Genomic DNA, 19,413 nt, shown 5'->3' with positions numbered 1-19,413 from the left:
GGGAATCCACGGAATCCACGGAATCCACGGAATCCACGGAATCCACGGAATCCACGGAATCCACGGAATCCACGGAATCCACGGAATCCACGGAATCCACGGAATTTATGGAGCCGGGTTTCAGGCGGCGAGTTCCTTGGTGATGCGGTCGAGCATGAACGCGGAGGAATCCTTGGCCCGCTCCTCCCAGGCGAACACGCAGGCGGTGGCCACGCCGTCGAAGTTCAGTTCGCGCAGGGTGCCGAAGAAGGTGTCCCAGTCGACCTCGCCCTGGCCGATGTCGAGGTGCTGGTGGATGCGGGCGGGGGTGCCGGGCGGGTTGAGGATGTAGCGCAGGCCCGAGGAACCCTTGTGGTTGAAGGAATCGGCGATGTGGACGTGCTGGAGTTTGTCGCCGGCGTAGCGCATCATCGCCGCGATGTCCGCCACCGGATCGGCGCCGGAGAGGTGGAAGGTGTGCGGGGCGCAGTAGAGGTAGTTCACCCACGGTTTGTTGATCGCGCGGACGAGGTCGACGGCGGGGGTGTTCTCCTCGCAGAAGTCGTCCGGGTGGGCCTCCAGGTTGAGCGCGATGCCCTCACGCTCGAACAGGGGCAGCAGTTCCTCCAGTGAGCGCCAGAACGCGGCCTCACTCTCGGCGGCGCGCTCGGGGCGGCCGTTGAACTCCGAGTTCATCAGCGGGCATTCGAGGTCGGCGGTGATCTGGATCATCCGTTTCCAGTAGCGGACCGCGGCCTGCCGTTCGGTCTCGTCGGGCGAGGACCACTTGTACAGCGGCAGCACCGAGGACAGCTGGACGCCGTGCGTACGCAGGGACTTCTTGAACGCCGCCACGCGATCGTCGTCCGCCCGCGGATGCAGGAAGAACGGCATGAAGTCGTCGCGCGGGGACAACTCGATGTAGTCGTAGCCGAGTTCGGCGACCGTGCGCACCATGTCGTCGATGGACAGGGCGCGGAACATGTACGGGTCGAGGGCGATCTTCACGCGACACCTCCGTAGAGTGCGGGCCGGGGCTTGAGGTCCGTGGCGACGACGCGGCCCGACTCCAGGGCCTCCACGGTCGCGCTGGTGATGACGGTGGCGGCGTAGCCGTCCCATGCCGAGGGGCCGGTGGGCTCGTCGCCGGCGGCGACGCCCGCGATCCACTCGCGGAACTCGGTGTCGAAGGCGTCGCGGAAGCGGCCCACCCAGTCCGCGAGCACCTCGGTGCTGTGCCGAGCGGCGGTGCGGACACCGACGGCGGCCGGGTCGGGCAGCCGGACGAGCCCCTCCTCGCCGACCGCCTCGCACTGGATGTCGTAGCCGTACTGGCAGTTGACGAAGACCTCCAGATCGATGCGGACGCCCTTCGCGGTCTCGAAGAGCATGATCTGCGGGTCCTTGAGGTGCGCGAACCGCTTGCTGGTGGTCCTCGGGGTGATGACCTGGGTGGAGACGATCTCGTCGTCCAGCAGCCAGCGCAGTACGTCCACCTCGTGCACGGCGGTGTCCAGGGCGGCCATCGAGGAGGTGTACGACTCCGGGACGGTCGGGTTGCGGTGGGCGCAGTGCACGATCAGCGGCTCACCGATGCGGCCGGAGTCGATGACCTGTTTCATCTGCCGGTAGCCGGCGTCGTAGCGGCGCATGAAGCCGACCTGGACCAGGCGGCGGCCACGCGCCGTCTCGGCCTCGATGATCCTCAGACAGTCCTCGGCGGTCGTGGCCAGCGGCTTCTCGCAGAACACCGGCTTCCCGGCGGCGATCGCGTTCAGCACGTGCTCGGCATGGGTCGGGCCCCAGGACGTCACGAGCACCGCGTCGACATCGTCCGCCGCGACCACGGCCGCGCCGTCGGGCAGCACACGGGCGCCGACCGGCGACGCCGCCTCCTCGGCGCGGGCGGCGTCGATGTCGGTCACCGCGGTGACGCGGGCGCCGGTGACGGTGTCGGTGAGTCGCCGGATGTGCTCCTTGCCGATCCAGCCGGCGCCGATGACACCTACACGTACGGTCATGGCAGTTCCCTTCGAAGGGCTTGCGAGGGCCGGGAGTGCCCGGGAGTCCTTGCGCTCCCGGCCCATGGGGGGAGAGGTCAGGAGAAGCGGGCCTTGAGCTCCGCTTCGAGGTTTTCGAGCGTGCGGCCCTTGGTCTCGGGGACGTACAGCTTCACGAAGGCGAGAGAGAACAGACCCGCCACCACGAAGAGGAAGAACGTGTTCGAGATCCCGATCCCGGAGACCAGGGAAGGGAAGACCAGGCCGATCACGAAGTTGGTCAGCCACAGCACCACGGCCGCGACACCCATCCCGAATCCGCGCATGCGCATCGGGAAGATCTCCGACAGCATCAGCCAGGTCACCGGCGAGATCGCGCCCTGCTGGAAGGCGAGGAACGTGACCGTCATCGCCAGCACGGCGAAGGCACGGCCGTCACCGGAGGGCAGCACCAGGGAGAAGACGCCGATCAGCAACAGCGCCGCCGTCGTACCCATCTGACCGGCCATCAGCATCGGGCGACGGTTCACGCGACCCAGCAGCCAGATGCCGACGAAGGTGGCGAGTACCGAGATGACGCCGTTGGCGATGTTCGCGGTGAGCGCGCTGTCGGCGGCGAATCCGGCGTCGGTGAGGATCTGCGTGCCGTAGTACATGATCGTGTTGACGCCGGTGATCTGCTGCACGATCGCGATGCCGAAACCGACGAACATCAGCTTGCGCACCCACGGCGTGCTCTTGAGGTCCGCCCAGCCGCCGAGCTTCTCCTGCTCGTCCTTCACGGCGAGCGCGGACACCTCGCTCAGCTCGGCCTCGGCCCGCTGCTGGGAGCGAACCTGCTTGAGCACGTCCAGGGCGTCGTTGAAGCGGCTCTGGGAGGCCAGCCAGCGCGGGCTCTCCGGCATGACCAGCATGCCGAACCACAGCACGACCGCCGGAAGCGTGGCCACGACCAGCATCCAGCGCCAGACGCCGCCGGACTCGCCGCCCACCCGGGCGATGATCGCGTTGGAGGTGAAGGCGAGCAACTGCCCGGTGACGATCATGAGTTCGTTACGGGTGACCAGCGCGCCACGCCGTTCGGCGGGCGAGACCTCGGCGAGGTAGACCGGCACGGTCACCGACGCGCCGCCGACCGCGAGGCCGAGCACGAAGCGTGCCACGATCATGACCGCGGTCGTGGGGGCGAGGGTGCAGCCGAGCGCGCCGACGAAGAACAGCACGGCGAGGACGAGGATGGTCCGGCGCCGTCCGCGCGCGTCCGACAGCCGTCCGCCGGTGACGGCGCCCAGGGCGGCCCCCAGGAGGAGCGAGCTGGTGACCATGCCCTCGGTGACCGGGGTCAGGCCCAGGTCGTCGGTCATGTACGGCAGCGCGCCGTTGATGACTCCGGTGTCGTAGCCGAAGAGCAGTCCGCCGAAGGTGGCGACGAGGGTGATGATCCGCAGCCGCCGGGAGACAGCCGGAGGGGCGTCGTCGGGGACGGCGGTGGCGGGTGCGGGGGCCTGGGATGTGTCGTTGCTGACGTCCATGGCCACCTCCTACTGGTTGACGGTGGAGCGTCGGGTACCGGTCAGGCCGCAGCCGGCCAGGTGCTCACGCGTGCTGACCGCGATGGGCAGTGGCACCTCGGGAGCGCACGGGTACAGGTCCTGCTCGACGATGACGAACAACTCGGCTTCCAGCAGGGAGAGTTCGGCCACCACGTCGGCGGGCTTGGGCACGCCCGCCGGAGGCGACACGCACACCCCGCGCTTGACGGCCTCGCCGAAGGAGAGGTTCTCTGCGGTGACCTGGGCGAGGATCTCGGGGTCCATCTGCTTGATGTGGACGTAGCCGACGCGCTCGCCGAAGCGGCGGATCAGGTCGAGGTTGTCGCCGCCGCCGTAGGCCACGTGCCCGGTGTCCAGGCACAGGTTCGTGTAGCGGGAGTCGGACTCGTTGAGCAGTCGCTCGATCTCCGGCTGGGTCTGGATGTGGCTGTCGGCGTGGGGGTGGATGACGAGCCGTACGTCGTACTCGTCGAGCAGCAGCCTGCCGAGCCGGTCGGCGGCCTTGCCGAAGCCCGCCCACTGCTCGGCGGTCAGCTCGGGCGGCTCGGTGAAGTCGCCGGTCTTCTCGTCCCGGTACATGGGCGGAATGAACACCAGGTGGTGGGCGCCCGCGGCGGCGGTCAGGGCGGCCACCTGACGCACGTGGGCGAGCATGTCGTCCCAGGCCTCGGGCCGGTGCAGCGCGCCGAACGCGGTGCCGCCGGAGACCTGGAGCCCCCGGGCGTCCAACTCGTCCTTGAGGCGCTGGGGGCCGGTGGGGAGATAGCCGTACGGCCCGAGCTCCAGCCACTGGTAGCCCGCCGCGACCAGCTCGTCGAGGAAGCGGGTGTACGGGACCTGGTGCTCGTCCTCGGGGAACCAGACGCCCCAGGAGTCGGGGGCGGAGCCGAGACAGAGGTTGCCCACGACGGTGCGGAGGGGGGATGGCGTCGTTGCCATGGTGTACGTCCTTCAAGGAGGGGGGCAAAGGGGACAGGGAAAAAGGACAGGGAGATGTGCCGGACGAGGCAGTGCCGCGTCGCGGTGTCAGCTGGAGGTGGGGAAGTCGAACCCGGCGGCGATGTGGTGTGAGGGCTGGGGCAAGCGGTCCGGCGGGAAGATCTCGCAGAACGTCACCGGCGTCGGCGCGATGTCCGACACCCCCACGTACCGACTGTCGACGCCGTAGCCGTCCAGTGCCTGCCGGACGAACTCGCCGAACGGGTCCCGGCCCGTCTTGGTGATCACAGCCGCGGAACGCCCGTACCGGGCCGCGGCCACGGCGACGTTCGTCGGACTGCCGCCCAGGTACTTGCCGAACGAGGTGACCTCCGCCAGTCCCACCCCGGTCTGGAGCGGATACACATCCACTCCGACACGGCCCATGGTCAGCACTTCGAACGGCATCGCTGCATATCCCTTCGCTCCGACAGGCTCCGGGGAGTGTCGTGGGAGGACGTCACTGCCGCGCTCTACTAGCGCGCTCTAGTGCGAGTACGATGGCCCCTGTCCAAATGTCATGTCAATAGCTTGTTGCCGGGAGATTTCGGGACCGCCCGTCAGTCGGGCGCGGTGACGGGCGGTCGCGAGCGGGCGCATCGGGCAGGTGGCGGCCCACGATGGCGGACGTCGCCGCGAGGGCGGGTGTCGAGATTCCGCGCGAAGGCTGCCACGCGCGGATCCCGTGCGGCTTGCGGGCGGGGTTGAAGTTTCAAACGTATTGGGTGAGACTCTCGCTTGAGCATTCAAGTATCAGGTTTCGGTGCTCGTCTCGCCGTCCCCCCTGGAGTTCCCATGTCTGTTGCCTCTGACGCCGTCGCTGCCCGCCGTGGTCCGCTCGTCGTGGCGGGAGGTGTGCTTGCCGCGATCGTGGTGGCCTCGCTGGCCGACGCGGTGCTCGCTCTCGTTGCCCTGGCCGCGGGTGCGCCCGACGACTTCCAGCCACTGAAGCCCGGCTCGTACATCTTCCTGACGGCGGTCGGAGTGGTGGCCGGAGCCGTGGGCTGGGCCATCATCCGCAAGGTGGCCAAGGCCCCCGAGGCGCTGGTGCGCTGGCTGGTGCCGACCGCCGTCGTGGTGTCCTTCGGTCCCGACTTCCTGCTCTTCGGCGACGGCGGTGTGGTCGGAGTCGGGGCGGTGCTCCTGATGCACGTGGTGGTCGCGGCGGTCGCGGTGTTCGCGTACCGCAAGGTCATGCCGCTGTCCTAAAGCACCTGCCGCTGTCCCCGCCCGCGCCCGGCTGCTCGATGTCGGCATCGTTGTCGGCTCAGGCACCTCGGCGCAGGGCGTCCGAGATCGACTTGGTGCCGCCGTGCGCGGTGAGGCCGCCGTCGACCGGGATCTCGGCGCCGGTGACGAAGGCGGAGTCGTCGGAGAGGAGGAAGACGACGAGCGGGGTGACGTCGTCGACGGTTCCGGTGCGGCCGAGCGGCGTCTCGCGGAGGTTCGCCTCGCAGAACGCGGGTGCCGCCGAGGCCGTCATGTCGGTCTCGATGAAACCGGGATGAACGATGTTCACGCGGATGCCCCGGGGCCCCAGTTCCATGGCCGCGGTTCTCGACGGACCGCGCAGTGCCCACTTGCTGGCCGTGTACGCGACCGGGTAGTGGGCGGTCAACGCCGCGGACGAACCGACGTTCACGATCGACGCCCCAGGGCGCATCAGCGGCACCAGGTGCTGGATGCCGAGGAGCGGCCCGGTGACGTTGACCTCGTGGACCTGGGCCATGTCCTCGGGGCGCACGTGGTCGATCCGGGCCCGCCAGGTGACACCCGCGTTGTTGACCAGGCCGTGCACCTGGCCGTACGCCTCGTGCAGGTCGCGGTGGGCCGGGCCCGAGACGGCGACGGACGCCGGAGAGGCGTCATCGACCGCGGTGGGAGGCGGTGGGGCGGAACCGGGTATGGCGACTGCAGGGAACGTGGTACGGAGCGGGCATGCCTTTCACGGGCGCCGACGGCGCACGGCATGCTGGGGACTGCCGCACGGTGGCGGCTGGTCCGGACAGCTGCGTGCGGGTATGCACGACTATGGGCCGCCCCGGGAAGTGCCGCCATCCTCCGCGCGATCCGAATCCCGTGTCCGGGCCATCCATGGCGTGGATGGCCCGGACCCACGAGCCAAGACCCACGAGCCAAGACCCGCGACCCACGGCCTACGACCCATAACCCCCCGCCCGCGGCCTATGACCCACAACCCGCGGCCCACGGCGCTGTGGCGCGAGGTTGCAGCCCACCGATCGATCTCCTCAGCGCAATCGTTTGAAGCTTCAATCGTGAATCGATAGGCTGCGGCCATGACCTCTTCGCCACGCTGGCTCGACAGCGAGGAGCGGCGGGCCTGGCTGGCCTACATCGACTTCTCCACGCTGCTGTCCGACCATCTCAACCGGCAGCTGCGCCGGGACGCAGGGGTGACTCACGCGGACTACAGCCTCCTGGCCCACCTCTCCACCGCCCCCGACCGCACGCTGACCATGTCCGAGCTGGCCGAGCGTCTGAAGATCACCCGGAGCCGGCTCACCCATGCCGTGACCCGCCTCCAGGAGGCCGGTTACGTGGACCGGCAGGAGGCCCCCGGCAACCGCCGCAACCAGCTCGCGGTCCTGACCCCGCAGGGGCAGCAGCTGCTGGAGCGGGCGGCGCCGGGGCACGTCGAGGCCGTGCGCCGCGCCGTCTTCGACGCGCTGACCCCGGAGCAGGTACGCCAGTTCGCGGAGATCGGCGAGGCGATCAACGCCGCACTGCAGCGCGCCGAAGCCGCCGGGGACGCTCAGGAGGTACTGCCCTGGCGCCGCCGGTAGGGCGGCCGCGCCGCCGGTAGGGCGGCCGCGCCGCCGGTGGGGCGGCGGCGTCCGTACCAGTGAGGTGCCGTCGTCAGGGCAGCCGCAGACCGGCGGTCACCACGAACCTCACGCCCTGTGCGTCAGTACCGCCTCCAGGGAACCCAGCGCCGACCGCAGCTCCTCCGCCGTGATCGTGAGCGGTGGAGCGAGGCGGATCGTCGAGCCGTGGGTGTCCTTGACCAGAATTCCCTCGGCCATCAGACGCTCGCTGATCTCCCGGCCCGTGCCGAACACGGGATCGATGTCGACGCCCGCCCACAGCCCGCGCGCCCGGAAACCGACAACGCCCCGGCCCAGCAACGCGGTCAGTCCGTCCGTCAGTACCGTGCCCAGCTCGGCCGCCCGGCGCTGGAACTCACCCGTCGCCAGCAGTTCGACGACCGCCGAGCCGACCGCCGCGGCGAGCGGGTTGCCGCCGAACGTGGACCCGTGCTCGCCCGGACGCAGGACACCGAGGACGTCCCGGCGCCCGACCACGGCCGATACGGGCACGATGCCACCGCCCAGCGCCTTGCCGAGCAGCACGAGGTCGGGCAGGACCCCCTCGTGTTCGACGGCCAGGGTGCGCCCCGTGCGGCCCAGGCCCGACTGGATCTCGTCAGCGACGAACAGGCAGCCGGCGCGGGCGGTCAGTTCGCGGACGCCGGCCAGATAGCCCTCGTCCGGGATGATCACGCCCGCCTCGCCCTGGACGGGCTCGATCAGCACGGCCGCGGTCGTCTCGTCGACGGCCGCCTCCAGCGCGGCGAGGTCGTTGTACGGGACGATCCGGAAGCCGGGGGTGAACGGGCCGAAGCCCGTACGGGCCGTCGGGTCCGTCGAGAAGCTGACGATCGTCGTCGTACGGCCGTGGAAGTTGTCGGCCGCCACGACGATCGTCGCCCGGTCGGCCGGCACGCCCTTCACGTCGTACGCCCACTTCCGGGCCACCTTCACCGCGCTCTCCACGGCCTCGGCGCCCGTGTTCATGGGCAGCACCATGTCCAGGCCCGTCAGCGCGGCCACACCCTCGGCGAACTCGGCGAGCCGGTCGTTGTGGAAAGCCCGTGAGGTGAGGGTCAGCCGGTCGAGCTGTCGGTGGGCGGCCTCGATCAGTGCCGGATGGCGGTGGCCGAAGTTGAGCGCCGAGTAGCCCGCCAGCATGTCCAGGTAGCGACGGCCCTCGACGTCCTCCACCCAGGTGCCCTCCGCGCGGGCGACGACCACGGGCAGCGGGTGGTAGTTGTGCGCGAGGACCGGTTCCTCGGCGCGGATCAGTTCGGCGGACGAACGGGGAGCGTGGCCGGAGGACTGCACGCGGGTGTCGGCGGCCGACTGCGCGACGTCGTCGGCGGACTGCGTACGGACGGGAGCGGTCATGAGCGGATCTCCTGAGTGCAGCACTTGATGCCGCCGCCGGCCTTGTGGAACTCCGACAGGTCGACGGGGACGGGAACGTAGCCCTGGCGCGCCAACTGGTCGGCCAGCTCCTTGGCGCGTGGGGCGATGAAGACGTGGCGGCCGTCGGACACCGAGTTCAGCCCGAACGCCATGGCGTCCTGACGGGTGGCGAGCACCGCGTCCGGGTACAGCCGTGCCAGCACCCCGCGGCTGCCGGGCGAGAACGCCTCCGGGTAGTAGACGATGTTCCCGTCCGACCCGTCGTCCCCTTCGTCGAGGACGAACAGCGCGGTGTCCAGGTGGTAGAAGTACGGGTCCACCAGCTGGAGACTGATCACGGGGGCCCCGAAGAACTCCTGCACTTCGTGGTGCGCCTCGCGGGTCGTACGGAAGCCGGTCCCGGCCAGGATCCAGCGGCCGGCCGGAACCAGGTCACCCTCGCCCTCGCACACCGAGTCCGGTCGGCACACGTCGTAGCCGGCGGCCCGGAACCAGGTCTCGTAGGCGGTGGACTCGGGGCGCCGCTCGGGCGCGTGGAAGAGGGAGCCGAAGACACGGCCCTGGAGGACGAGCGCGGAGTTCGCCGCGAACACCATGTCCGGGAGGTCCGCGACGGGCTCGACGGTGTCCACGGTGTGGCCGTGGTCGCGATAGGCGCGGATCAGCTCCGCCCACTGGCCGCGGGCCAGATCGACGTCGACGGGTCGGTCCGGGTGCATCCACGGGTTGATCGCGTACTGCACGGCGAAGTGTCTGGGTTCGCAGACGAGGAAGCGCCGCCGGCGCGGCACACGGTTCTCAGGCACAGAGGGGTTCCTCCGCTTCCTGCGGTGCGGGTTTGGGGGTGACTCCAAGGTAGGAAGCGGCTACGGCGAGCGACAAGAGCAGAAGACTGCGTGTCGGTGCAGGAATGCTGCGTTCTCAGAGGGAACGACGCACGTCTGGTGCGTTTGGCGGCGTTACGTCACCGGTCCTGGAGGCGCGGGCTGGCTGGCGCCCGCTTCCGGGCTTTCCGGGAGGAGGTGGGACAGCACCATGTAGCTGATCGTCTTCCGGATGAACGGCTCGATCCGGATCCGCTCCAGCACCTCCTCGAAGTGCTCCACGTCCCGCGCCCGTACGTGCAGCAGCGCGTCCGCGCCCCCCGTCACCGTCATCGCGGCCACGATCTCCGGATGGTTGCGCACCACCTCCGCCAGCCGCCGGGGCGGCGCCGCGCCCTCGCAGTACACCTCCACGTACGCCTCCGTGCGCCATCCGAGCGCCGAGGGCTCCACGGTGGCGGAGAACCCGGTGATCACTCCGGTGTCCCGCAGCCGGTCCACGCGCCGCTTGACCGCGGTCGCCGACAGCCCGATCGCCGCGCCGATCTCGGCGAAGCTGGTCCTGGCGTTCGCCATCAGCGCGGTGATGATCTTCCGGTCGAGCTCGTCGAACGGCGCCGGCCTGCTGTTCATGGTCGGCACTGTATCCGGCTGATATCCAGCGCGTACGTCCACGCCCGGCACGTGTGCAGGCGTACGGATTACTCCTAGACTCCGGGGTCATGCTGCGCGCGCTCGCCGTCGATGACGAGAACCCGTCCCTCGAGGAACTTCTGTACCTGCTCAGGGCCGACCCACGGGTCGGCAGTGCCGAGGGCGCGAGCGATGCCACCGAGGCGCTGCGCCGCATCAACCGGGCACTGGAGTCGGGTCCGGGCGGACCCGAGGCGATCGACGTCGTCTTCCTTGACATCCACATGCCCGGCCTCGACGGGCTCGACATGGCCCGCCTGCTCACCGGCTTCGCCCGCCCGCCGCTCGTCGTGTTCGTCACCGCCCACGAGGGCTTCGCCGTCCAGGCCTTCGACCTCAAGGCCGTCGACTACGTACTCAAGCCCGTCCGCCGGGAACGGCTCGCCGAGGCCGTGCGCCGGGCCGCCGAACTCCTCGACACCGCGCCGCCCATACCCGTGCACGAGCCCGACCCGGACCACATACCCGTCGAGCTCGGCGGCGTGACCCGCTTCGTGGCCGTCGACGACATCACCCACGTCGAGGCTCAGGGCGACTACGCCCGGCTGCACACCGACCGGGCCAGCCACCTCGTCCGCATCCCGCTCTCCACCCTGGAGGAGCGCTGGCGCGCCCGCGGCTTCGTCCGCATCCACCGCCGCCACCTCGTCGCCCTCCGCCACATCGCCGAACTCCGCCTCGACGCGGGCACCGTGAGCGTCCTCGTCGGCGATATCGAGCTCCAGGTCAGCCGCCGCCATGCCCGCGAGCTGCGCGACCTGCTGATGCGCCGGACCACGGGCTGAAGGGGCCTCGCACATGCCCCAGGACCCGACCGAGCGCCGCGTCGTCGTCACCGGAGTGCCCCGGCGCCGGCGCCGCACCTTCGGCTACTACCGCCCCCGCACCGAGATCGACGAACAGACCACCCTCGGCCACACCTACGTCCGCTCCCTCATGCGCAGTCAACTCCGCACCGCACTGCTGGGGTTCGCGGTGCTGGTCCTGCTCGTCGGGCCGCTGCCCCTGGTGTTCGCGGCGATGCCCGACAGCGCCGGCCTCGTATGGGCCGTCCTCGGCTTCGGCATCTACCCGCCGCTCGTCCTGCTCGCCCTGTGGCACGTGCGCCGCGCCGAGCGGAACGAGCGGGACTTCGCGCGGCTCGTCGAGGACCGCTGAGGGCCGGGGCACGAGAGGTTCAACGAGGGGTTCAGCACAGTGAACGAGAACTACGCCGTACCCGCGGTCGCGCTCGTCGTCGTGGCGACCGTCCTCGTCGGCGCGTTCGGCCTGCGCATCTCACGGACGACCTCCGACTTCTACGTGGCCTCCCGCACCGTCGGCCCGCGCCTCAACGCGGCCGCGATCAGCGGTGAGTACCTGTCCGCCGCCTCCTTCCTCGGCATCGCGGGCCTCGTCCTGGTCCAGGGCCCCGACATGCTCTGGTACCCGGTCGGCTACACGGCGGGCTACCTCGTGCTGCTGCTGTTCGTCGCGGCCCCGCTGCGCCGCTCGGGTGCGTACACCCTGCCGGACTTCGCCGAGGCCCGGCTCGCCTCACAGGCCGTACGACGCCTGGCCGGGGCCTTCGTCGTCGGCGTCGGCTGGCTGTACCTGCTGCCCCAACTCCAGGGCGCCGGGCTGACGCTCACCGTGCTCACCGGCGCACCCGACTGGCTCGGCGGGGTGATCGTCGCGGCCGTCGTGGTCGCGACCGTCGCCGCCGGAGGCATGCGCAGCATCACCTTCGTGCAGGCCTTCCAGTACTGGCTCAAGCTCACCGCGCTGCTCGTCCCCGCCCTCTTCCTCGTCCTCGCCTGGCAGGGCGACGGAGCCCCGCGCCACGCCTTCGACGAACCCGCGCGCTTCCGCGAGCAACGGGTCGTCCGCGTCGACGCCGGCCTCGACCTCAAGCTCGACCGTCCGCTCGACGTCACCGCGACCGGCACGATCGACGGCCGCCGCCACGAGGACGAGCGCGTCGACCTCCCCGCAGGCACCCACCGCATCGAGGCCGGCACCCGGCTGACCTTCACCGAGGGCGATCCCGTCCCCGTGGCGGACCGCGGCACCAACGGCGGCATGTCGACCTCCCTCGCCGAGGGCCGAGAGGAACGCCCGCTGTACGCCACGTACGGACTGATCCTCGCCACCTTCCTCGGCACCATGGGCCTGCCCCACGTCGTCGTCCGCTTCTACACGAGCCCCCACGGGGTCGCCGCCCGCCGCACCACGGTCGTCGTCCTCGGCCTGATCGGCGCCTTCTACCTCCTCCCGCCCCTCTACGGCGCGCTGGGCCGCCTCTACGCCCCCGAACTCACCCTCACCGGTGACGCCGACGCGGCCGTGCTGCTGCTGCCCGACCGCATGATCGGCGGGCTGGGCGGCGACCTGCTGGGCGCGCTGGTCGCGGGCGGGGCGTTCGCCGCCTTCCTGTCCACCGCGTCGGGGCTGACCATCGCCGTGGCGGGCGTGCTCACCCAGGACGTGCTGCCCTCACGCGGGGTACGGCACTTCCGGCTCGCCACGGGACTCGCGATGGCCGTGCCGCTCGCCGCGAGCGCGCTGGTGGGCGGACTGCCGGTGGCCGACGCGGTGGGCCTCGCCTTCGCCGTGTCCGCCTCGTCGTTCTGCCCGCTGCTCGTGCTGGGCATCTGGTGGCGGCGGCTCACCCCGCCGGGCGCGGCGGCCGGGATGCTGGTCGGCGGGGGAGCGGCACTCGTCGCGGTCGCCGCGACCATGGCGGGCTACCCCCGCGGCGGGCCTCTGCACGCGCTGCTGGCCTGGCCCGCGCTCTGGTCCGTGCCGCTCGGGTTCCTGACGATGGTGCTCGTGTCGCTGGCGACGCCCGGGAGGGTCCCGGCCGGGACCCCGGCGATCCTGGCGCGTTTCCACCTGCCGGAGGCGCTCGCCGCAGGCCAGAGCCCCGGCCCTGCCAAGGAGACCGAGGCGGGCGCCGACTCGTGGAGGAGGGTGAGAACGCGTGGGGGCGGGTGAGATCACCGGATTCCTCGCCGGAGTGTGCGTGGCCGTGCTCCCGATGCTGGCCGCCGGGTTCTGGCTCGGCCGCCGCACCGCCCGCCGACGCAGCCTCGGCGGGCTCGGCACGCCCGTCGAGCACGCCACCTTCGAGACCCTGCACACCGCCTCGCTCGCGGCGCCCCCGCTGCGCGCCGGACTCACCGAGGAGACGGCCCGCAGGTCCGCCCGGCGGCTGCGCACCCTGCTCGGCACGGACGCGCTCTGCCTCACCGACCACGAGGCGGTCCTCGTCTGGGACGGCGTGGGGGAGCACCACCGCACCGAGATCATGGAACGGCTCGCCGGCCCGCTGGAGACCGGCCGCGGCGAGGCGTTCCGCCTGAAGTGCGACGAGCCCGACTGCGCGCTGCGCTGGGCCGTCGTCGCCCCCCTCACCGTCGACGACCGCGTCCACGGCACCCTCGTCGCCTGCGCGCCCGGAGAATCCGCCGTCCTCGTCCGGGCGGCGGGCGAGGTCGCCCGCTGGGTCTCCGTCCAACTGGAACTCGCCGACCTCGACCAGTCCCGCACCCGCCTCATCGAGGCCGAGATCAAGGCACTGCGCGCCCAGATCTCCCCGCACTTCATCTTCAACTCGCTCGCGGTGATCGCCTCGTTCGTCCGCACCGACCCCGAACGGGCCCGCGAACTCCTCCTGGAATTCGCCGACTTCACCCGCTACTCGTTCCGCAGGCATGGCGACTTCACCACCCTCGCCGACGAACTCCACGCCATCGACCACTACTTGGCGCTCGTCCGGGCCCGCTTCGGCGACCGCCTCTCGGTCACCCTCCAGATCGCCCCCGAAGTCCTCCCGGTCGCGCTGCCGTTCCTCTGCCTCCAACCCCTCGTGGAGAACGCCGTCAAGCACGGCCTGGAGGGCGGCGGCGCGTCGGCCGGAGGCACGAGTCACATCAGCATCACCGCCCAGGACGCGGGAGCCGAGGCGCTGGTGGTCATCGAGGACGACGGCGTCGGCATGGACCCCGACGTCCTGCGCCGCATCCTCGCCGGAGAGGTCAGCCCCTCGGGCGGCATCGGCCTGTCGAACGTCGACGAGCGGCTGCGCCAGGTGTACGGCGACGACCACGGCCTCGTCATCGAGACCGCGGTGGGCGCGGGTATGAAGATCACCGCCCGGCTGCCCAAGTACCAGCCGGGCGTGCACTCGGGGGGACGACTGCCCCGGGAGTGAGCCGCGGGTGCCGGGGGCCTCAGGGGTTGCGGGAGGCCACCATGCCCAGCGTGATCAAACCGAGGACGACCCAGCCGAACCAGAGCCAGCCGTTGGAACCGAGGGCCACGGTGTAGGCCGTCACCACGACGAGCCCACCCATGGTGAGCACCCCCATCGCCTTCGTAGAACCGGGCATCGCAACACCCTCCTCAGACTTGATCCCCCTCCATGGTGCCTCCGTTTTGCAACTGAACGGTGCAGACGACGTAATGCGAGGACGTGTTCCAGGCACTTTCGCTCGCCCAGTAGTCGGATTCGTAACTGTTCGGGTCATAGCCGTAGTCCTGCGGAGGCAGGTTCTCCCGGCAGGCCTCGGCAGCCCTGCCCTCCGTGGCCTGCTTGTACGTCGTCCTCGACTTCAGCGAGGCGAACCCGAGCACACGCTCGTCATGGGGGCCGTCGCACGGGACGAGCTTCGCCCCCTTCTTGGAGAGGACCTCGAGACAGTCCTGTTTCTGCAGGGTGGCCGTGTCGGGAATCGTCGTCCCCATCCGGCGATGGTGCCCGAGAGGGCCGAAAACCGGCCCGGTGGAGCCCAGCAGCAGACAGGCGACACGGTGCCGAGCGGTGTCGAAGCCGTCGCCGGTCGGGACGACGGCATAGGTGCGGACGGCCGCCAGCTTCTCCCGGGTTTCCTCGGTGCGCTGCTCGCACTGGGCGGTGCCGGCCGCGCGCGCCTCGTCCGCGGACCCGGCTTCGTACACCGTCATCACCTGTCCGTCCGGGGCGGTGCCGACGACGCACTCCACGACCGAGAGCCGGGGCCTGCCGGTGAAGGGAACGTCCGGCCAGACGGCGTTCACACAGTCACCGTCCTTCAGCGGCTTGCTCAGCCCGACGGCGTCACCGTACGGCTTCTCGCCGTCGGCCCTCGCCTTGATAGCCATGAAGAACCAGCTCCCGCTGCCGACGAGAGCGAGCCCGAGGAGGCCGCCCAGGAGCGCCGACAGGACGCGACGGCGCCCGCCGCGGGGGTGACCGGCGCGCACCGGGGGGACGGGACCACCGCTGCCCGTGGCCCAGGGACCCGGCTCCGAGGCCAGGACCTCCGCGAAGGCCCCCAGGTGGGCCGCGGGCGGGGAGAACGGGCTCTCGGGCTGCCGGCCGAGTGGTGTCTCCTGGCCGGGCGGCGCGGCGGAGGACTTCGCTGGAGCCGCCGGGGCGTGCCAGGGCGTACCCGCCCCCTGGACCCGCGCGGCCCGGGAGACCGCGGTCTCGGTCGACCCGCTCGCCCACGGCGGCTCCGAGCCCGGGGCCGGCTCCGTACGCACGGGCGACTGGGGAGTGACGATGGCGGAGAGCCCGGCCTCGGCCTCCCGGGCGGTGATCCGGTGAGCGGCGTTCTTGGCGAGCATGGCGGCCAGCACCGGTTCCAGCGCTCCGGCCCGCAGGGGCGGACGCGGTTCCTCCAGCACGGCGGCGGCGACCGCCGCGAGGTCCGAGTCACGTTCGAAGGGGCCGTACCCCTCGACGCCGTAGTAGAGCGTGCAGCCGAGCGAGAACAGGTCCGCCGCCGGGGTGGGCTGTCCGCCGTCGGCCCGTTCGGGAGCCAGGTACCCGGCGGTGCCGACCAGGACGTTCGTGCCCGTGAGCCGGGTGTCTGTGCCGTCGGGCCGCACGGAGATGCCGTAGTCGGTGAGCAGGACCCGTGCGTACGGCGAACCGGTGCGGTCCGGCGCCAGCAGAATGTTGGCCGGTTTCACATCCCGGTGCATGATGCCCCGCTCGTGTCCGGCGGTCAGTGCGTCCAGTACGGCCAGGCCGATGCGCGCGCACTCCGCCGGTGCCAGGGGGCCGCGCAGGGCGACCAGGGCGCGCAGGTCGATCGCGCCCGGCACGTACTCCATCACGATCCAGGGCAGACCTTCGTGCTCCAGGACGTCGTGCACGGTCACCACGTTCTGGTGGTCGCGCAGCCAGGCCGCGTGCCGGGCCTCCACGCGGGCGCGGGCGATCCGTGCCGAACGGTCACGGTCGGCCTCGGCAGGGTCGCGGAACACGATCTCCTTGAGGGCGACCTCACAGGCCAGCTGCTGGTCGTGGGCGAGCCACACGTGGCCCATGCCGCCACTGCCCAGCCGCTTCAGCAGGAGATACCGGCCGGCGATGGTCCGGCCGACTCCGGCGTCGGGTGCTCCTTCTTCCATCCGGTCACTCTCCGGGGTGCGGTGCGGTGCGGTGCGGTGGGGTGCGTGGCTAGGCCGGGCTCGGGCTTTGGACGGCTTCCTCGGGAGGTGGATCACCGGACGAGCCGGGGGCACTCGACGCGGGTTCGCTGGGTGGCGGTTCCTTGGTGACGGGGGCACTCGACGCGGGTTCGCCGGGTGGCGGTTCCCTGGTGACGGGCTCGGTCGTGGTGGGTTCGGTGGTGCCGGGCTTGGTGGTGCTGGGCTCTGTTGTGGTGGGTTCGGTCGTGGTGGGCTTGGTGGTGCTGGGCTCGGTCGTGCTGGGGGCGGCGGACGTCGGCTCGTCGGTCGTGGGCTCGGTGGTCGTCGGCCGGTTCGTGGTGGGCTCGCTGGTGGTGGGCTCCTGGCTCGTGGGCTCGCTGGTGGTGGGCTCGTCGGTCGTGGGCTCACTCGTCGTCGGTTCGCGCGTTGTCGGTTCGCGCGTCGTCGGTTCACCCGTCGGGCTGTCGGTCGGGCTGCCGGCCGGGCTGTCCTCGGACGGCGACGGCCCCGTCCTCGAACCCCTGCTCGGCTTCCCGTCTCCGACAGACCTCACCTCCAGCGTCACGGCCTCCCCGAACCTCAGCTCCGTGCCGGGGCCGGGCTCGGAGCCGGTCACCCGCGCGTCGGCGGGGGGCAGCTCGTCACCGGAGTACGCCACCGCCAGGCCGAGTCCCGCGAGCTTCTGGCCGGCCGCGCCGAACGACATCCCGGTCACGCTGGGGACCTTGTGCTCCTCCGTCGCGTCGAAGGAACTGTCCTGCTCACCGTCGCTGCCGACGGGCCGGGTGATGCCCCGGTCGGGGTCGTGGACGTCGACGAGCACGACCCGGTCGAGTGTCTGCGGGGCCGGCCGGACCGTCACCACGTCGGACTCGTCGAATCCGTCCCACTTCGTGTTGCCGTCGTCGAACTCGACAGCGATGTGTTCGGGGTTCTTGTCGAAGGGCCGCAAAGGGTTTCCGCATGAGCACTTCACCGCGGGCATGCCCTTGTCGTCCACCAGAACCGCGATCCCCGCCTCCAGCAACGCGTCGAAGGCGACGGCCCTGCCTTTCTTGTAGTCGTGGTTCACCACAAGGGTGTCGTGACGCAGGAAAACCGGTGTGAGGCCGTCGAGGTATTCCTCGATCCGGTCCTTGCGGGCCGGCTTGATGCCGACGATGCGCGCCCATTCACGGGCCTTTTGGTCGTTCTTGGGGTTGGTGAGGAATTCCTTGAGGCGCTCGACATCACAGATCCTGGGTTTCCCGCTGCCCCCGTACAACCCCGGTGCGTTGCCCTGCTGCAGGCCGCTGTGCGGCGGCTGCGACGCGATGGTGGCGTCCTCGCCCAGCTGTCCGTCCTCTTCGAAAAAAGGTGCGAGAGACGGTATTCCGGCTGCGACGGCCTTCACCGCGAACTCGGGTGGCCCGGAGTCGCATCCGCTGGCGATCAGAACTCCCGCCAGCAGCACGGCGGTCCTTCGAACAGCTGATTTTCCGGCCCTTCGCAAGCATGCGCGCACGGTCATGACCGCTCCCCCCGGCGGTGGTTTCCCCCGTCACCATGCTACTGAATGGAAAAGCCTTTCAGTCAAGGTGAAATATGAGAGAGGAGCGAGTTACCGAAAGGAGAAGGGGGGTTCGGTTGAAGAGAACGGGACTCAGCGACCGCGCGCGTTGAGTGAGGCCAGATAGGCGTTGTACGCCTCGAGTTCCTTGTCACCGTCGCGGTCGGCCGCGCGGTCCAGGCGCCTGGCCTGCCGCTGCTCGGAGCCGTGCCACTGGAAGAGCAGCGCGAGCAGCACGAGCACGGAGGGGATCTCGCTGAACGCCCAGGCGATGCCGCCCGCGGCGTTCTGGTCGGCGAGCGCGTCGATGCCGAGCGAGGCCGGCGGGTTCCGGTACGCCTCGACCATGGGCTCCGACGCCATCATCAGCGCGATGCCGAAGAACGCGTGGAACGGCATGCCCGCGAAGAGTTCCAGCATCCGCATCAGGTAGCCGGGGCGGTGCGGGCCGGGGTCGACGCCCATGATCGGCCAGAAGAACACCAGGCCGACCGCGAGGAAGTGCACCATCATCGCGATGTGCCCCGGCTTGGACCCCATGAGGAAGTCGAACAGCGACGTGAAGTACAGCGCGTACAGACTCGCGATGAACAGGGGGATGGTGAACGCGGGGTGCGTCACGATCCGCAGATAGCGGCTGTGCAGCAGCATCAGCAGCACCTCGCGCGGCCCCTTGCGCCCCTTCCCCGCGACCGGCAGGGACCTGAGCGCCAGCGTGATCGGCGCCCCGAGCAGCAGCAGGATCGGCGCCAGCATGCTGATCACCATGTGCTGCACCATGTGCACGCTGAACATGACCATCCCGTAGTCGTTCAGCTTGGTGCACATCATCAGCATCACGAGCAGCACACCGAGGACGAACGCGACCGTCCGCCCCACCGGCCACTTGTCCCCGCGCCGCACCAGCCGCACGACTCCCCAGCCGTACAGCCCCAGCGCCACGAGGCAGCCGACGAGGAAGAACGGGTCAGCCGACCACCCGAGCCCCCGCCCCAGCGTGAAGGGCAAGAGCTCCGTGCCGTGCCCGCTGTGATCCATCCGCCGGCTCCTGTTTCGTGGGGGTTGAGCGCAGTCTGTCCGCACCAGACTAGAACCGCCCCCGGCGACGCAAGTCGCCGGGGGCGGTTCCAGTAAGGGGCGCGGGGAACTGCGCGATCAACCACACACGACCCGCAGTCCGCGACAGACCTCATGGACCGAGCTCTC

17 protein-coding genes and 2 pseudogenes are annotated in these 19,413 nt (G+C 70.5%); 6 read left to right on the top strand and 13 right to left on the bottom strand.

Features of this window, described 5'->3' with window-relative positions:
• Positions 1 to 120 precede the first annotated feature (120 nt).
• The 5 genes and pseudogenes from AB0959_RS05020 to AB0959_RS05000 form a co-directional block, all read right to left on the bottom strand.
• Positions 121 to 987 carry a sugar phosphate isomerase/epimerase gene (locus AB0959_RS05020; protein WP_366824866.1) on the bottom strand — a complete coding sequence of 289 codons (867 nt, stop codon included), beginning with the start codon at positions 985 to 987 and terminating at the stop codon, positions 121 to 123.
• Complete coding sequence (locus AB0959_RS05015; protein WP_366824865.1) at positions 984 to 2,000, bottom strand: Gfo/Idh/MocA family oxidoreductase; 1,017 nt, start codon at positions 1,998 to 2,000, stop codon at positions 984 to 986. Before AB0959_RS05015 ends, AB0959_RS05020 begins: the two co-directional genes overlap by 4 nt.
• Before the next feature lie 77 nt (positions 2,001 to 2,077).
• Positions 2,078 to 3,511 (bottom strand): sugar porter family MFS transporter, encoded by a 1,434-nt coding sequence (locus tag AB0959_RS05010; protein ID WP_366824864.1) that lies wholly within the window; start codon positions 3,509 to 3,511, stop codon positions 2,078 to 2,080.
• A gap of 9 nt (positions 3,512 to 3,520) precedes the next feature.
• Positions 3,521 to 4,471, bottom strand: coding sequence for a TIM barrel protein (locus tag AB0959_RS05005; RefSeq protein WP_366824863.1), 951 nt, complete (start codon positions 4,469 to 4,471; stop codon positions 3,521 to 3,523).
• A gap of 147 nt (positions 4,472 to 4,618) precedes the next feature.
• Positions 4,619 to 4,918, bottom strand: a pseudogene (locus tag AB0959_RS05000) (PfkB family carbohydrate kinase); the annotation flags it as partial.
• 387 nt (positions 4,919 to 5,305) lie between these two features.
• Between AB0959_RS05000 and AB0959_RS04995 the strand changes: the two are divergent.
• A complete protein-coding gene (locus tag AB0959_RS04995; protein ID WP_366824862.1) occupies positions 5,306 to 5,719 on the top strand; it encodes a DUF6069 family protein in 414 nt (137 codons plus the stop codon).
• A gap of 58 nt (positions 5,720 to 5,777) precedes the next feature.
• Here the strand turns inward: AB0959_RS04995 and AB0959_RS04990 are convergent.
• A pseudogene (locus AB0959_RS04990) lies at positions 5,778 to 6,332 on the bottom strand (SDR family oxidoreductase); the annotation flags it as partial.
• A 475-nt stretch (positions 6,333 to 6,807) separates the two neighbouring features.
• Here AB0959_RS04990 and AB0959_RS04985 point away from each other — a divergent pair.
• Positions 6,808 to 7,314 carry a MarR family transcriptional regulator gene (locus tag AB0959_RS04985; protein WP_366824861.1) on the top strand — a complete coding sequence of 169 codons (507 nt, stop codon included), beginning with the start codon at positions 6,808 to 6,810 and terminating at the stop codon, positions 7,312 to 7,314.
• Positions 7,315 to 7,422: 108 nt separating this feature from the next.
• Here AB0959_RS04985 and rocD read toward each other — a convergent pair whose 3' ends face one another.
• From rocD to AB0959_RS04970, 3 genes are all read right to left on the bottom strand, one after another.
• Positions 7,423 to 8,715, bottom strand: a complete 1,293-nt coding sequence (gene rocD, locus AB0959_RS04980; RefSeq protein WP_366824860.1) for an ornithine--oxo-acid transaminase — start codon at positions 8,713 to 8,715, stop codon at positions 7,423 to 7,425.
• Positions 8,712 to 9,542 carry a dimethylargininase gene (ddaH, locus tag AB0959_RS04975; RefSeq protein ID WP_366824859.1) on the bottom strand — a complete coding sequence of 277 codons (831 nt, stop codon included), beginning with the start codon at positions 9,540 to 9,542 and terminating at the stop codon, positions 8,712 to 8,714. Before ddaH ends, rocD begins: the two co-directional genes overlap by 4 nt.
• 153 nt (positions 9,543 to 9,695) lie before the next feature.
• Positions 9,696 to 10,193 carry an Lrp/AsnC family transcriptional regulator gene (locus tag AB0959_RS04970; RefSeq protein ID WP_366824858.1) on the bottom strand — a complete coding sequence of 166 codons (498 nt, stop codon included), beginning with the start codon at positions 10,191 to 10,193 and terminating at the stop codon, positions 9,696 to 9,698.
• Between the two features lie 89 nt (positions 10,194 to 10,282).
• Between AB0959_RS04970 and AB0959_RS04965 the strand changes: the two genes are divergently transcribed.
• The 4 genes from AB0959_RS04965 to AB0959_RS04950 are packed head-to-tail and all read left to right on the top strand — an operon-like array spanning position 10,283 to position 14,448.
• Positions 10,283 to 11,038 carry a LytTR family DNA-binding domain-containing protein gene (locus AB0959_RS04965; RefSeq protein ID WP_366824857.1) on the top strand — a complete coding sequence of 252 codons (756 nt, stop codon included), beginning with the start codon at positions 10,283 to 10,285 and terminating at the stop codon, positions 11,036 to 11,038.
• Between the two features lie 13 nt (positions 11,039 to 11,051).
• Complete coding sequence (locus tag AB0959_RS04960; RefSeq protein WP_366824856.1) at positions 11,052 to 11,411, top strand: hypothetical protein; 360 nt, start codon at positions 11,052 to 11,054, stop codon at positions 11,409 to 11,411.
• 39 nt (positions 11,412 to 11,450) lie between these two features.
• The gene (locus AB0959_RS04955; protein WP_366824855.1) at positions 11,451 to 13,229 is read left to right on the top strand and encodes a cation acetate symporter; all 1,779 of its coding nucleotides are present in this window, start codon (positions 11,451 to 11,453) and stop codon (positions 13,227 to 13,229) included.
• Between the two features lies 1 nt (position 13,230).
• Positions 13,231 to 14,448: a histidine kinase gene (locus tag AB0959_RS04950; protein ID WP_366824903.1), complete on the top strand. Its 1,218-nt coding sequence runs from the start codon at positions 13,231 to 13,233 to the stop codon at positions 14,446 to 14,448.
• 19 nt (positions 14,449 to 14,467) lie between these two features.
• Here AB0959_RS04950 and AB0959_RS04945 read toward each other — a convergent pair whose 3' ends face one another.
• From AB0959_RS04945 to AB0959_RS04930, 4 genes are all read right to left on the bottom strand, one after another.
• A complete protein-coding gene (locus tag AB0959_RS04945) occupies positions 14,468 to 14,626 on the bottom strand; it encodes a hypothetical protein (protein ID WP_366824854.1) in 159 nt (52 codons plus the stop codon).
• Positions 14,627 to 14,639: 13 nt separating this feature from the next.
• Positions 14,640 to 16,637 (bottom strand): protein kinase, encoded by a 1,998-nt coding sequence (locus tag AB0959_RS04940; protein ID WP_366824852.1) that lies wholly within the window; start codon positions 16,635 to 16,637, stop codon positions 14,640 to 14,642.
• 49 nt (positions 16,638 to 16,686) lie between these two features.
• Positions 16,687 to 18,111: a DUF6777 domain-containing protein gene (locus AB0959_RS04935; protein ID WP_366824851.1), complete on the bottom strand. Its 1,425-nt coding sequence runs from the start codon at positions 18,109 to 18,111 to the stop codon at positions 16,687 to 16,689.
• A 189-nt stretch (positions 18,112 to 18,300) separates the two neighbouring features.
• Positions 18,301 to 19,245, bottom strand: a complete 945-nt coding sequence (locus AB0959_RS04930) for a cytochrome c oxidase assembly protein (RefSeq protein WP_366824850.1) — start codon at positions 19,243 to 19,245, stop codon at positions 18,301 to 18,303.
• Positions 19,246 to 19,413 lie beyond the last annotated feature (168 nt).

It is taken from the genome of Streptomyces sp. NPDC046862 (assembly GCF_040704615.1).
Classification (GTDB): Bacteria; Actinomycetota; Actinomycetes; order Streptomycetales; family Streptomycetaceae; genus Streptomyces.
This window is presented reverse-complemented; position numbering and strand designations above follow the sequence as displayed.